The sequence below is a fragment of the Phaeodactylibacter sp. genome, assembly GCF_022763345.1.
Taxonomy (GTDB): Bacteria; Bacteroidota; Bacteroidia; order Chitinophagales; family Saprospiraceae; genus Phaeodactylibacter.
The window spans coordinates 1-14773 of record NZ_JALEGS010000007.1 but is presented as its reverse complement, the minus strand read 5'-3'; the positions used below and the strand labels follow the sequence as shown (position 1 = coordinate 14773).

8 protein-coding genes and 1 tRNA gene are annotated in these 14773 nt (G+C 52.2%); 5 read left to right on the top strand and 4 right to left on the bottom strand.

Annotated features, from left to right (window positions below; all coding sequences use genetic code 11):
• Position 1: 1 nt before the first annotated feature.
• The 4 genes from MRY86_RS01330 to MRY86_RS01315 all read left to right on the top strand — a co-directional run bounded on the left by MRY86_RS01330 (position 2) and on the right by MRY86_RS01315 (position 6095).
• On the top strand, positions 2-1099 hold the full coding sequence (locus tag MRY86_RS01330) for a DUF4856 domain-containing protein (protein ID WP_293564020.1): 1098 nt from the start codon (positions 2-4) through the stop codon (positions 1097-1099).
• Between the two features lie 85 nt (positions 1100-1184).
• Positions 1185-2303: an imelysin family protein gene (locus MRY86_RS01325; protein WP_293564021.1), complete on the top strand. Its 1119-nt coding sequence runs from the start codon at positions 1185-1187 to the stop codon at positions 2301-2303.
• Positions 2290-3654, top strand: a complete 1365-nt coding sequence (locus MRY86_RS01320) for an HTTM domain-containing protein (RefSeq protein WP_293564022.1) — start codon at positions 2290-2292, stop codon at positions 3652-3654. The genes MRY86_RS01325 and MRY86_RS01320 overlap by 14 nt, the downstream gene beginning before the upstream one ends.
• Positions 3655-3665: 11 nt before the next feature.
• Positions 3666-6095: a TonB-dependent receptor gene (locus MRY86_RS01315; RefSeq protein ID WP_293564023.1), complete on the top strand. Its 2430-nt coding sequence runs from the start codon at positions 3666-3668 to the stop codon at positions 6093-6095.
• A gap of 2 nt (positions 6096-6097) precedes the next feature.
• Here the strand turns inward: MRY86_RS01315 and MRY86_RS01310 are convergent, their stop codons facing one another.
• The 4 genes from MRY86_RS01310 to gap all read right to left on the bottom strand — a co-directional run bounded on the left by MRY86_RS01310 (position 6098) and on the right by gap (position 14199).
• Positions 6098-8017 (bottom strand): hypothetical protein, encoded by a 1920-nt coding sequence (locus MRY86_RS01310; protein WP_293564024.1) that lies wholly within the window; start codon positions 8015-8017, stop codon positions 6098-6100.
• 125 nt (positions 8018-8142) lie between these two features.
• Positions 8143-11604 (bottom strand): gliding motility-associated C-terminal domain-containing protein, encoded by a 3462-nt coding sequence (locus tag MRY86_RS01305; protein WP_293564025.1) that lies wholly within the window; start codon positions 11602-11604, stop codon positions 8143-8145.
• Between the two features lie 318 nt (positions 11605-11922).
• A complete protein-coding gene (locus tag MRY86_RS01300) occupies positions 11923-13125 on the bottom strand; it encodes a phosphoglycerate kinase (protein ID WP_293564026.1) in 1203 nt (400 codons plus the stop codon).
• Between the two features lie 75 nt (positions 13126-13200).
• Positions 13201-14199, bottom strand: coding sequence for a type I glyceraldehyde-3-phosphate dehydrogenase (gene gap / locus MRY86_RS01295; RefSeq protein ID WP_293564027.1), 999 nt, complete (start codon positions 14197-14199; stop codon positions 13201-13203).
• A gap of 501 nt (positions 14200-14700) precedes the next feature.
• On the opposite strand from gap, the gene MRY86_RS01290 reads away from it, so the two are divergent.
• A tRNA-Glu gene (locus tag MRY86_RS01290) sits at positions 14701-14772 on the top strand.
• Position 14773: the final 1 nt, after the last annotated feature.

The following is a 14773-nucleotide window of genomic DNA, read 5'->3' as shown; positions in this document are numbered from 1 at the left end:
GATGCCAAACTACAAATTACTAAGCCTTACCCTGGCTATAAGTGTACTGTTCTGGAGCTGTGATTCCGAAGAGGATAACAGTTATACCGTGCCCGATACCTACAGCTTTGAGAATGTAAGCTACGATGGACAGGTACAGCGCCTGCAAATGCTCCTGGAAATGAAAAGCTACCTGGGTTCTGCCAATACGCCCGGTACTGTACTCGATGCAGGTCGTCTGAAAGCCATGTACGCTAACGATGCAGCCGCAGCCAATTGGGCTTTGGAATACGATGCCTCCAAACAGCTGAAAAGCAAAACCTTCGAACAAGAGCAAGCCCGGTTTGAAACCCTGATGGAGGCCATCGCCCAGCACAGCCAGTCAACAGTGCCTGGTGAAGAAGGCGTTGCCGGTGTGGTGGTCAGTCTGGATGGTGCCAAGCAATACCTGCTGAATGAAAAAGGCGTGGAATTTGCCCAGTTGATTGAGAAAGGCCTCATGGGCGCCTGCTTCTACTATCAGGCACTGACCGTCTACTTTGGCGATGACCGTATGAACGTTGATAATGAAACTATAACCCCCGGCGAAGGCACCGATATGGAGCACCACTGGGATGAAGCTTTTGGCTACTACGGTGTGCCCACAAACTTCCCACTCAATAAAGATAATATCGCTTTCTGGGGTGTGTATTCTGACCGCCGCGACCCCATCCTGAGTTGCAATCAGCAAATGATGGATGCTTTTATCAAAGGTCGGGCTGGCATCAGCAATGACGACCTTACCGCCCGTGATGAAGCCATTGCAGAAATCCGTCAGACCTGGGAAACCATCACCGGGGCGACTGCGATCAGCTACCTGAACACGGCCATCGGAAGTTTTGATGATATGGCGATTCGTGCACACGCCCTGTCTGAAGCCATTGCCTTTACCTACGCCATTCAGTTCAGCCCGGAAAAGCGTATGAGTAACGCGGAGGTTGCAGCAGTGCTCGAAGACATCGCCGGCAGCAGCGATTTCATGGAAATGGACTTGTACAATACCACTCCGGAACGCCTAAATGCTGCTAAGACCAAACTGGCAGAAGCGCTGGGGCTTATGGAATCCAAGGACAGTTTCTAGGGATTCCGCCGGAATTTATCTCATAGTTTTTAGGCCTGCGCCCATGAAATGGGCCAGGCCAATACCAACCAACCCACTAAATTTTATGCAATTGCTAAAGCCAATTTTTTGTTTTGCCGGCCTTGCTGCCCTTCTTTTGTTTGCGGGTTGCGAGGACGATATGGGCGGTGCACAGCGGCCCTGTGAAAGTGATTTTGATCAGCAGGCTCTGTTTGCCCATACTGTGGATGAAATAATACTGCCGGGTTATACAGCCTTGCAGCTAAATGCAAACAACCTACATGCTGCTGCTTTCGATTTTGCGGAAGCCCCTTCCCCTCAAACCCTGGCGGACGCCCGGGCAGCCTTTGAAACGGCTTATCTGAGTTGGCAGGAGGTCGCGCAGTTCGAGTTTGGTCCTGCGGAAGCGGTAGCCCTGCGTGCCACACTCAATAACTTCCCGCTCAATGCATCCGCTTTGGAATCTAAAATTGACGAGGAAGACTACGACTTCACCAATCCCAACACCTTTGATAAGGGGTTTCCCGCCCTGGACTATCTGCTCTATGGATTAGGAGATGGGAGTGAGGAGGCTGTATCCGCGCAATTTTCGGAGACCAAGTATGCCACTTTTCTAACGGAGCAAACGGCATTTATTGCGGATGTTGCCAAGACGGTCAATGATGCCTGGAAAAACGAGTATCGCGATCAGTTCGTGGTCAATGAAGGTACTGCCGCCGGTGCGTCCCTCAGTCAGATTATCAATGGGCTGAATGAGCATTATGAGATGATCAAGCGGGACAAAATCGGCATTCCGGCGGGTGTGGTTACCCTCGGCTTTACCAATCCGGATAAGGTGGAGGCACCTTACTCCGGGCTGTCACTGGCACTGGCCCAACGAGCCCTGCTTGCTGCCGAACGTTTCTACCTCGGCATCGGGCAGGATGGTCAGAATGGCCCGGGCCTGGATGACTACCTCGAAGCGGTCAACGCCACTAAGGAGGGCGAAAGCCTTAATGCCCGCATTCAGCAGCAGTTTGAAGCGGCAAAAGCGGCCCTTGAAGCGGTGCCTGCACCCTTACGAACCGCAGTGGATGACAATAATGACCTGGCCGTTACCGCCTACAACGAGATTACGAAACAAATTGTGAACATAAAGACCGACATGCCCTCGGTTTTATGTGTGGCTATCACCTATATCGACAATCCAAGTGATTCCGACTAAACAATATCGAGATTGGCTTTCTGCGCCCCGGCGCATTGCCCCGCTTGTCACTTTCCGTATCCTTTTTGGCGGATTGATGGCAACCGGGGCTTTCCGGTTTATGGCGAGCGGGTGGATCGAGCGCCTGTACGGAAAGCCAGATTTCTTTTTCAAGTTTTACGGCTTTGAATGGGTGGAACCGCTCAGTGTAGCGGGCATGTATTGGGTATACGGTGTCGTTGGACTAAGTGCGCTAGGTATTATGGTGGGCTTGTTTTACCGCTGGTCAGCACTGGTCTTCTGGCTGAGTTTTACCTACACCGAGCTGACCGACGTGACCAACTACCTCAATCATTATTACCTTGTTGTGCTGTTGGGGTTGCTGCTGATCTTTTTGCCGGCTCATCGCCGTTTTTCCCTTGATGTATGGCGCAAACCCGCGTTAAGAGTGGAGACCGTGCCAGCCTGGTGTATTTATGTGATCATGCTGCAAGTCGGTATCGTTTATTTTTACGCAGGCTTTGCCAAATTGAATACGGACTGGTTGTTTCGGGCGATGCCATTGGCGGTTTGGTTACCGACAAAGGCAGACTGGCCCGTGGTGGGTGCCTTTTTTGCGCAGCCCTGGGCGGCCTATGTGTTCAGTTGGGCGGGGGCGTTCTTTGACCTTACCATCCCATTCTTCTTATTGGGCCGACGCACCCGTCCCTGGGCCTATGCCGCTGTGGTTGTCTTTCATGTGCTCACTAAATTACTTTTTAATATCGGGCTTTTCCCGTTCATCATGATCTTTAATACGCTCATCTTTTTCCCGGCGTCAGCACACGAGCGCTGGCTGGACAAACTGGGCTACGGCAGTGGAGCTATTGGCAAAAAAATGAATATTCCGAAAGTACAAATATCATTGTTCCGCACTGGGCTTCTCGTTTACTTCGCCATTCAATTCCTGCTGCCGTTGCGGTACCTCTGTTACCCGGGCAATGTCCTGTGGACGGAGGAGGGCTATCGTTTTGCCTGGCGGGTCATGCTGGTGGAAAAGGTAGGGCAGGCCACTTTTACCGTCCGTGATCCGCAGACCGGGCGACAGTCTGAAGTCAATAACGCCGATTACCTGACGGCCTATCAGGAAAAGCAGATGGCTATACAGCCGGACCTGATCCTGCAGTACGCTCATCATTTGGCAGGGGCGTACCAACGGGATTACGGCATTACCAACCCGGAAGTCACCGTCAACTGCTTTGTGGCCCTAAACGGACGGGCAAGCCAACGCCTGATTGACCCCAATGTCAACCTGGCAGCTGAAAGGGACCATCTGATGCCTAAACCCTGGATTTTGCCCTTCAGGCAAAACGAAATCATTACTCAGCGATAAAGCGTGTTGTCATGCTACGAATACTGCATACTGTTTCTATTGTCCTTTTTCCGCTATTACTGCTTGGTCAGCAGTACGGCATTACGGGTGTTGTGGTGGCGAAAGCCAAGGCACAGCCGGTCGGCGGAGCCACGCTTTTTCTGGCGGAAACGGGTGCAGTTGCGGAAACCCACCCGGATGGCACTTTCGAGCTGGAAGCAGAAGTTCCCGGCCCATACAGCCTGACCGTTTTCATGCCGGGCTTCACCACGATAGTCCGGGAAGTCACCCTCAGCCCCGAGCAACCGGTGGCGGAGCTTGAACTGGCGCTGGAGGGCCTGAGCATTGATATGGAATCGGTGGAAGTGCATGCGTCACGGGGTGCCTACAGCATGTCCCGACTAAGAAACGTGGAGGGGGCCGCCATTTATGCGGCAAAAAAAAGTGAACTCATAGAACTGGAGAAAGCCATGGGCAATATGGCTGCCAACAACGCCCGGGAAATCTACAAAGGCGTACCGGGGCTCAATATCTGGGAAAACGATGGCGCTGGCCTTCAACTGGCCATCGGTGCCCGGGGGCTGGACCCCAACCGGACCTCCAATTTCAATACTCGCCAAAACGGGTACGATATCAGCGCCGATGCGCTGGGCTATCCGGAAAGTTACTATACACCACCGGCACAGGCCCTGCAGCGAATTGAAGTGGTGCGCGGGGCGGCTTCTTTGCAATATGGCACGCAGTTTGGCGGGTTGCTTAATTTCGTTTTCAAAGAAGGGCCCCGGGATAAGCCTTTTGAGTTCACTACCGAAAACACCTACGGCTCATTTGGGCAATTCAATACGTTCAACAGCGTGGGCGGCACTGCTGGCAATCTGAACTACTATGCTTTTTACCAATACAAGCAGGGCGATGGCTGGCGCCCCAATTCCGGCTATGAGCAACATACGGCTTTTGGCCGGCTGCAGTGGAAGCCGGCTAAACGGCTTGAGCTGGGATTGGAGTTCACGCATATGAACTACCTGGCACAGCAGCCCGGGGGACTGGCAGACTTCGAATTTCAGCAAGACCCACAGCAGTCCAAACGTGCCCGCAACTGGTTTAAGGTAGACTGGAACCTGGCAGCATTTACCCTGGATTACCGTCTTTCCAGCCGGACCCGTATCAACTGGCGCAACTTTCTCCTCATGGCACAACGGGACGCCCTTGGCGAGCTTGGCCCCATCAACCGGCCGGATCCGCTCCGCGAGCGGGATCTGATTTCCGGACAGTATCAGAATGTGGGTTCCGAGGCTCGGCTTCTGCATCAGTACAAAACCAATCAGCAGCTAAGCACCTTTTTGCTGGGTATTCGGCTATACCGCGGCTTTACTGAAAACCGGCAGGGTGATGCTTCAGAAACTGCCGGCCCTGATTTCCGGTTTCTTAATCCCGAAGACCTGGAGCAGTCCAATTATGAGTTTCCCAGCCGCAATGTCTCGGTTTTCGCAGAGAACCTTTTCAATATTACGCCCCGGCTGAGTATTACGCCGGGCGCACGCTTTGAGTACATCCGTACGTCTTCAGATGGGTATTACAAAGAGCGGGTTTTCTCCGGTGGGGAAGTGATCTTCGAGCGCCGGCTGGAAGATGCACGGGTGAATGAGCGTTCATTGGCGCTGTTAGGACTGGGCATAGGCTATCAGCTCAGGCCAGGAATAGAGCTATATGCCAATTACTCCCAAAACTACCGGGCGATCAACTTCAGTGACCTGGCTGTGGTAAATCCTAACCTCATCATTGACTCCCTGCTGACCGATGAGCGGGGCTACAATGCGGATATTGGTGTGCGCGGAGATGCCCTTGACGGTCGGTTGCGCTTTGATGTATCCGCTTTCTATCTGCGTTATAACGACCGTATTGGGCTGGCAGAAATCACTGTGCCGGACCCCATTGTGATTGAACGCCTTGTAGCCTTTCGGACCAATATCGGAGATGCCCGAATCCTCGGGTTGGAGTCCTTCGCCGAGGCAGACCTCTGGAAGCTTTTCGTGGATCAGGAAAGCCCATGGTCCATACTCGCCTTTGTCAATTTTAGCTACTTGCAGGGGACTTACATCAGTGGTCAGCGGCAGTTTGTGGGCAACGATGTAGAGCTTATCCCACCGGTGAGCCTTAAGACAGGCATAACCGTTCGCCGGGGTGGATTTTCCGGCAGCTATCTGCTGTCCCATGTACGTGCGCATTATTCGGATGCGACCAACGCAGAGGTTGTCGCTAATGCCACCCGGGGCATCATTCCAACCTATACGGTGATGGATTTATCTGCAAGTTACACCTGGAAGCGCTATCGGATACAGGCGGGCATCAATAACCTGGCTGATACCCGCTACTTTACCCGCCGGGCTACAGGTTACCCTGGCCCGGGGATTATTCCCGCAGAGCCGCGTCGGTTGTACATGGGGCTCCGCATCCGAATCTAGGCTTACTGTTCGTCCGGTTTGAACTTCTCCAACTGCTGCCCGCTGCCTGCCTCCTGCTTGTCAGGTACGGGAAGACCGGATTGGGCCTGGTTGATCTCATTACTTTTGATTGGGACAACGGTGTCCTTACCGGTAGCCATCTCTGATGCTTTGTTTTCCGGTTGCGTGGCTTCTACTGTTTCCGGTTCCGGGGGCAGAATTTCCCGCAGTGCTGGGAAGCGTAGGATACCTTTGATGGGGCGGACACTCGTAACGGCAGTGCGGGCACTTTCCAGTTGAATGTCCAGGGCTAGGTTGTAATTCTGCATGGCGGAGTTGTCGATGCGTTCGAGCGGGTAGGTGCTTTGCGTCTCCAAGGTCACAAAGAAGCGCTTTCGGCTCGCATCGGGCTCTACGTCTACAATACGCACATTCAGCGTTTTATCACTACGGCGCACGACGAGATTGCCGATGTAGGGCGTGGCATCGAAGTTGACCGGATTGTAGTGATCTTCAATGTCAATGGCAAACTTCCATTGGAAGGCGAACTCCCAGCCATCCTTTTTCGTCAGGTCGAAGCGGCCGTCCGCTACGTTGGCGATAGGATGGGAACTGGTCTGAATCTCTTCATTGATATCAAAGTATAAATATTTGCCTCCAACAGGCTCTTTGCTGCGTATACGGTAGCTGGCATTCAGTTTGCTTGGCCGGTGATCAATAGGCCCGGCGAAGTTAGCCGATAGCGGCCGGCCGGTGATCGTAAACCGGCAGCCACCCACTTGCCCCTCGGTATCAAAGTAAGGCTCTGCATTAATCGTAGGCTGCCCGTCGTAAAGCCCGGACTGTACCTGCTCAATGGTCCAGAAGTTGCGGGTCATGTATTCCGGTATCCCCTCTACAATGAGGAAGTGTTTGTGCTCAATACCTTCGATCATGAGGGGTAGATCCTGCGCGCTTTGGAAGACCGGGTTGATGCTCTGCAGATAAGCCTGAATGTCTTCAGGGGAGGGCAGTGGGCTAAACATTTTCCACTTGTCACGAATGTAGTCGAACTCTGTGTAGATAATAGTTTCCCAATCCGTACCGGAGAAAGTGGCACTGCCAAGCTTGCCAAAACCCAGGCTTGTGCTTAGCCGAGCGGGCAGCGGCCCGGTGAGATTGAGCCCGCCTTCCATTTCTATACGGTAGTTTTCTTCTGCTGAGGTCAGGTGCTTGAGCATGACCCCCTCAAACTCCCGCAGGTAGTAGGCATTCCCAATAAACTCCGGATTTTCCTGGTAAAAACGCCATAACTTGAGCATGGCTTCGGTGGTGCGGTAGTCGTTGGCTTCGAGCACAAACCGCATAGGCGATACGAAGGATCCCGATAAGGCTACAACAGAAGATTCTCGCTGATGGTCTGTGTCGAGTGCAGCCTGAAAAGCGGCGTATGGAGGGTTCACACCAGCTTCAAGTGCCGCGCGCAGGTAACCGCTACAGGTTTTGTGCATAAAATAGGAGTCGAAGTTTTCATCCGGGTTAACGACGAATTGATTTTCCATACTGCTGAGGGTGAACACGCGGTTGGGGCTGAAGTCCACCTCCTCAAACGAACGCTCAATATCCTCCTTCTGGAAAATATAGTAGAGCAGCCCACCGCCCCGGATGTCTGCCGTTTCCACATCGGTACGCAAGGTGCGCCGGCCGAGGAACTTACTGATGTCCTGTGGCACATAATCCCGGCGGCTGTTTTCGGGCGTAGTGAAGCCGCAATACTCGCAGTGCTTTTTGAAAATGCGTTGCAGGGCATATCCGAGGCTAATCCGGGAATAGCTGCGCTCAGGCGGCCAGCTTTCCCGGCGTGCTTCCTCAAGGCGGCGCTGATAGCGGTCAATGCGTTGCGCATCAAGCTCAGCCATTGGCAGTAAGAATAAAGCAGACAACAGGGCAATCCAGATTCTCATCGCTTCGTATTGGGATTTTTGTTATTTATTCCGGCAAATATAACAATACATAACGCGGTTTGGATGGCAAAATTTTGTGCTGCGATGGTATATTCTCTATCGTTACTTTCAGCGAAGCCGATTATTTATCTCATCAGCATTACATCGCCTGTGAAGACTTCCGTTGCTCCATCGGCAAAGGTGATTTCGGCATAGTAAACGAAGATACCAGGGTTGAGCTCTTCGCCTCTGAATCTGCCATCCCAGCCCATCATATTATTATTGGGCATGATATCCTCCCGCTCGAAGACCAGGCTGCCCGTACGGCTAAAGATCCGCATGACCGGGATGTTGACAAGCGCTTTGTCTCCGTGGATGAAGAACTCATCATTTCTGCCGTCCCCATTCGGGCTAAAGGCGGTGGGGATGTACACCCGTCTGACCCGCTCCACCTTCACATTGATGATGTCCTGTTCGGTACATAGGCTCAGGGAGTCAAAAACCTGCAGGATATAGGTGGTCGTTCGCTGCGGGCTGACATTAATCGATTGCCCGGTGAACCGCAGCTGACTGCTGTCTGATGCAATCCAGGTAAAGACTGGTGCGTCAGCAGAGGTGATGGCACTGAGCAGAATGGTATCACCGAGGTTAATGGTACGGTCCTGCCCGGCGTTGGCTGTTAATACAGGTGCAGGCGCTACAGTTTGTATTTGTTCTGTTTCGCACCCAAAGGAGTCACGTACAATCAAACTGTAACTACCGGCGAACAGGCTCGAAAACACTGGGCTATTGCCGAATACCACACCATCAAGGGAGTACTCGAAGGGGGATGTGCCGCCAGTTACGGTATCAATCCGTAGTTGCCCGCCGTTTTCACCGCTTATACAGGTGATATCGGTAGCGGAAGCTTCGAAATCGAGTGCAGCGGGCTGTGGCAATTCAAAAGATACGCTGTCGAGGCAGCCGCGCTCATTGGTCAGTGTCAGGCTGTAGGGGCCGGCAGTCAGCCCTCTGTTATTGGGCTGAGTGTTACCGTTGGACCAGGCGTAGGTGAAGGTCTCGCCCGGACCAATAGGAACGGCTTCCAGTGCGCCATCTGAAAACCCGAAACAAGTGACGGGCTCAGAAAGGGCGATGGCGGCTTCCAGGGGAGCATTTGGTTGGGGGAGTAGGGCTTCCGTGGTATCCTGGCACCCATCGGTATTCGTCACCGTCACGGAATAAAGGCCTGTGGGCCGGTTGTCCAGGGTATCTGTTGTGCTGCCGGTACTCCAGTTGAAGTCTGTGGGTTGGCCATTGGTACTGACAGACAACTGCCCGTCGCTACCTCCAAAACAGGAAACTTCCTGCTCTACCGCGATGGTGGCGATAAACTCTTCAGGTTGCTCGATTTCGTACGCTACTGGGAGCTCGCATCCATTGGCATCAGTGAGGAGTAAGGCGTAAACACCGGCACAGAGGTCGGTTAGTGCTATCGTATCCGCTCCGTTGGCCCAGCTGAAGGTGTACGGTGGTGTTCCCCCTGATGCTTCTACACTAATGGCACCATCACAAAAACCGAAGCAACTGGTACTGCTTTGGCTCAGGATAGTGAGCTCAAGGGCACTGGGTTCTTCCACAATCATGGTGAAAGCGGTATCGAAAAAGTTGTCCGCAATCGTGATTCCATAAGTGCCAGCGGTCAAATTGGGGAGGCTGGCGATCTCGTTGTCTTCGTTGAGTACACCGGTGCCGGAGAGGCTGAGGTCGGTCTTTTCCCAGCTGTAATCATAGGGTGGGATGCCCCCCATGGCGGAAAATTCGATACTGCCGGTATTCCCGCCATTACAAGCTACTGAATCGGCCTGTGCCATTGGTACGATGCCGGTCAGGAAATCCATCGTAAAGCAGGTATCGCCCACGCACCCAAAGTCATCAGTAACGGTCACGCAGCATGCTGCACCGCCCACCAGATTGTTATTGGAAGGACCTGTCGTGCCGTCGCACCATTCAATGGTGTATCCGCCATTACCTCCGGTGGGGGTAGCTAAGGCCTGCCCATTGGCGTTGCCTTCGCCAATAGCCGGTTGTATTTGCTCAACATTGACTGAAATGGGCTCCAGGACTGTGAGGTTCGTATTGATGATGCTGTCGCAGCCAAGGAACAGGATAATGGTATCCGCATAGGAGCCGGTCTCCGTATAGGACGAGCTGCCGACCTCAAAACTATCACCGGCACAGATGGTCGTGTCAATCTGCGTTACCGGGGTAATGTCGCCGGCATCATAAATATCGAGGGAGAACATACCGGTTGCATTCGAACCATCCCCATCAATCAGTATGTAATAGGTAGCACCGCCCACCAGGCAGCTGAAGTTCAGGGCTTCGTCTTCGTCGCTGGGATCGTAAGAACTTTCGAGGTGCTGGAAGAACCCACTACAGGTGGAAAAAGCCCGGTAAAGGCTGAGCTGAATACCAATGGAGTCAACCAGCCGGTCAGAATTGGCCTCAATCCAGACGTTGCCGGATGGCGGTGCTTCAAAGGAGAACCAAACGGAAGTTTGCACGACAAAATTCGGGCTGAAGGGGTCGTTATTGCTGTCGGCGCAGTAGTTGCCGTAGAGGGTATTCGTACCGATGGTATCTCCGGGCGGGACAGCGCCCAGGTGAAGAGCATCGCATCGCTCGTTAGGTGCATCATCGACATCTGTACTGATTAGCCGAAGGCCGAAAACACCTTCTTCGTCTCCGGGGTCTGTGAAAGCACCGTCTACTAAAATATAGTATCGGGTATCCGGCTCCGGGCAGCTGACCCGCATGTAGACATCCCGATTGTTGGTGGGGGCAGACCAGCTGACCAGTTCGAGGTTGCCGGTACAGGTATCGTTATCAGAGCGGTAAAGGGCTACTTCCACATCAAAGGCATCTCCGGTGTTTTCCGGGTCGCCCAGGGCTTCAATCCAGGCTACGCTTCCGATATCAGGCCCGGTGGTGAACTCGAACCATACGCCGTTGGAATTGGTGAAGCCTCCGTCGTCTGCAGGGTTAGGTTCATTTTGGTTATTGGCGCAGAGGTTATCATACTGTCCGATGGTGGCATCGCCAAGTGTATCACCACGCAGTAGGGTGCCCAGTGTGATGGCCTGGCAGGGCAGATCATTGTAGTTGCCATTCCCGGTCACAGATATAGTGTATTCCAACGTTCCGCCACTGGCGCCACCGTTGGGAAGAGACAGGGTCAAATTTTGTGTTTCATCGAGTCCGGGGAGTGTGACATTTTCGCAGATTTGCTCTTCGCACGAGCGGTCTATAAAACATCCAATTGGGAGTAGTGGGTCATTTTCAAATACTGTAAAACAGACTTCTATGGTTGCGGGGAGGTCATCGGGGCAGCTGAAATCTTCAGCGTACTGCACGTTGGGCAAAGCCGTGTAGCAGGCACCCTGAGCCGGGTAAATAACGATACCCTGGTCTTCTACCTCTACCTGCCAAAGAGGGTCAGGGGCTGAGAAGAGATCGTCACAGGTGGTGGTCACTGTGGCGTCAGTTACGGTCAGTTCAACGGTAACCTGAGCTGGCAACCATAAGCCAGATAGCACAAACAGAACAAGCAAAACGATACGCTCCATACTGAGGGGATTTTTCAGTAGCAAAAATGGTAAAAAAGGATCATCGCGACCTCTAAGATGAGGGTAATAACCCGCAATCTATATTACAGATGAGGCTTAAAGATGCCTCGATCCATAATACAGCAGCACAGTTTAGGACAATTTTAACAGAATTCGGGCGAGAAGGAAAGGGAAGTGTAGTTGCTCGTGCTAAGGTAAGCGATTTTTAGAAAAAGAGCAGAAAAGAGTGGGGGAGTGCTGAAGCAAAATACGGGGTTTAGTGAAAAATAGCTACCTGCATTTGATGTTGCTGTCAGGACTCCCCCAAAATTCAAAGTTTTAGGCGTTCATGGCTTTAATGCCGGGGAGTTCCTTGCCTTCAAGGAATTCGAGCATGGCGCCGCCACCGGTGGAAACGTAGCTAACTTTGTCTGCAAGCCCCATTTGGTTGACCGCTGCAACGGAATCTCCGCCACCAACCAGGGAGAACGCACCGTTTTGAGTGGCTTTGGCTACGGCCTCAGCAATGGCTTTGGTACCGTTGGCAAAGTTGGGCATTTCAAATACGCCCATGGGGCCATTCCAAAGTAAGGTCCTGGAGTTGGCAATCGCCTCCTCAAATTTGGTGCGCGCGTCCGGGCCGACATCAAGCCCCATCCATCCGTCAGGGATTTCATTACTTGCGGCTGCTCTGTGTGCAGCATCATTTGCGAAATTATCGGCAATAATGCTGTCTGCTGGCAAGTGGATAGTGACGTCATTAGATTTGGCTTTCTCAATAAGTTCAAGGGCAAGTTGAAGGCGGTCTTCCTCCACCAGGGAGTTGCCGACCTTGCCGCCCTGTGCTTTCACGAAAGTGTACGCCATGCCGCCACCAATGATCAGGTTGTCGACAAAGTCGATCAGGCGTTCCAGAAGTAGGATCTTATCGGAAACCTTAGCACCACCAATGATCGCTGTGAGCGGGCGTTCAGGGCTGTTGAGCACTTTGTTGGCGTTTTTGATCTCCGCCTGCATCAGGTAGCCGAATGACTTGGCCCCTTTATCAAAGTATTGTGCCACGGTGGTGGTGGAAGCGTGGGCGCGGTGTGCCGTTCCGAAGGCATCATTAACGTAGAGGTCTGCCAGTTCAGAAAGGCTTTTGGCGAAAGCCTCATCTCCCTTTTTCTCGCCCTCATTGAAGCGGGTATTCTCCAATACCAGGATTTCGCCCATAGGCAGTTCGGCTGCCATTTTTGTGGCTTTGTCGCCAATGGTTTCGTCGCAGAAGTGGACCTTAGCACCGGTCAGTTCAGCCAAATGACTGGTAATATGGTTCAGGGTGAACTTCTCCCGGTCGATACTGCCATCTTCCTTAAGCTTTTTCATTGGGCGGCCCAGGTGAGACATCAGAATTGCAGCGCCGCCGTCCTTCAGTATTTGACTGATGGTAGGCAGGGCGGCCCGCATACGTGTATCATCCGTGATGTTATAGTCTTTATCGAGCGGCACATTGAAGTCGACCCTTACCAGTGCCTTTTTGCCTTTGAATTCGAGTTGCATAGAGTTGGAATTTAGGCTATAAAACAAAGAGACCGGAGCAAAGGCTCCGGTCCTGATCTTTTGATCTGCTGATGCTTACTTGTTCAGAATCATATCCGTAAGGTCAGCAAGGCGTGCAGAGTAGCCAGCCTCATTATCGTACCAGCTTACTACCTTTAGCAGTTTGCCGTTGACGTCCGTCATTAAGCTATCGAAGATAGAGGAGTGTGGATTGCGCACGATATCGCTGGACACAAGCGGATCGGTGCTGTACTGTAGGACACCTTTCAATTTGCCCTCTGCCATTTCCTTGAATTTGGCATTCACCTCTTCGGCAGTAACTTCCTTATCCAGCATCACATTGAGCTCGACCATAGAGCCGGTGATGACCGGAACACGCAGGGCGATTGCCGAAAGTTTGCCCTTCAGTTCAGGGATCACTTTACCTGTAGCTGAAGCGGCTCCTGTGCTCGTAGGCACGATATTGAAGGCAGCAGCCCGGGCGCGGCGCAGGTCACTATGTGGCGCATCCTGAATATTCTGATCGGCAGTGTAAGCGTGGGTAGTGGTCATAGAACCTACCTGAATGCCCCAGTTTTCGTGGATGATCTTGGCAACGGGAGCCAGGCAGTTGGTGGTGCAGGATGCATTAGAGAATACATTTGCACGGCGGTCAAGCTCATCGTCATTGACACCGAGCACGATTGTCTGTACATCGCCTCCTTTAGCAGGTGCGGAGATAACAACGTCCTTGGCGCCTGCTTTGAGGTGCAAACCAGCTTTCTCTTTGGAACGGAAGATGCCTGTACACTCCAGCACAAGATCAACACCCAAGTCTGCCCAAGGCAGTTCCTCCGGGTTGCGGATGGCATAGGAATGGATATTTTTTCCGTTCACGATGAATCCATCGTCATTGGCTTCTACAGTGCCTTCAAAAGGACCCTGGGCAGAGTCGTACTTGAGCAGGTGGGCGAGGGTCTGATTGTCTGTCAAGTCGTTAATGGCAACAACTTCGATGCCTTCTTTTTGGAGGAGGTTGCGGAACGTCAGACGTCCGATACGGCCGAAGCCATTGATAGCAACTTTTTTTGCCATGGTTTTTTCGCGATTTAATGATGTTAATGATTTGGTCCGGGACGGAGGTATTGCTCCGTTAAGGGTTCAAAAGTATAAAATTCGCTTTTGAACAGTACACCCCCAGATTATACAAATTTAGGGGGTTTTGCAAGCGGTTGGCAATGATATTTCGCATAGCAGACCGATTGAAACTGACTTAGTGTAAAAATAACAATAATTACCAGATTATGGTTGTTTTTACGCTTTTTTCTCTGTGGCGTTGAACCAAATTTGTGTTGCCGTAGTTCATGAGCATGGTTTTTACAGCGAACCGGGTATCCCTAAAAAGGATTCTTTGATATTTTTTCATGGATGCTTTTGGAAATTCGTGAAAGCCATTATCTTTGCATCGCTCTGGCAAAAAGGTGCCGGGCAGACTTGAAATTAGAACTCGTTTTACGGCTTTTTTACAAAAAGAAGTTGGCAAACGTTTCCAGTTTTAAGTGCAAATATTACTTTTGCATCCCGCATTGAGAGTATGGCCCGTTCGTCTAGGGGTTAGGACGCCAGGTTTTCATCCTGGTAGCACGGGTTCGAATCCCGTACGGGCTAC

What these genes read in the sequence shown, in the direction of transcription:
- MRY86_RS01300 (WP_293564026.1), bottom strand. Translation starts at nt 13,125, where the DNA reads ATGCAACTCGAATTCAAAGGCAAAAAGGCACTGGTAAGGGTCGACTTC.
- MRY86_RS01330 (WP_293564020.1), top strand. Translation starts at nt 2, where the DNA reads ATGCCAAACTACAAATTACTAAGCCTTACCCTGGCTATAAGTGTACTG.
- MRY86_RS01310 (WP_293564024.1), bottom strand. Translation starts at nt 8,017, where the DNA reads ATGAGAATCTGGATTGCCCTGTTGTCTGCTTTATTCTTACTGCCAATG.
- gap (WP_293564027.1), bottom strand. Translation starts at nt 14,199, where the DNA reads ATGGCAAAAAAAGTTGCTATCAATGGCTTCGGCCGTATCGGACGTCTG.
- MRY86_RS01315 (WP_293564023.1), top strand. Translation starts at nt 3,666, where the DNA reads ATGCTACGAATACTGCATACTGTTTCTATTGTCCTTTTTCCGCTATTA.
- MRY86_RS01325 (WP_293564021.1), top strand. Translation starts at nt 1,185, where the DNA reads ATGCAATTGCTAAAGCCAATTTTTTGTTTTGCCGGCCTTGCTGCCCTT.
- MRY86_RS01305 (WP_293564025.1), bottom strand. Translation starts at nt 11,604, where the DNA reads ATGGAGCGTATCGTTTTGCTTGTTCTGTTTGTGCTATCTGGCTTATGG.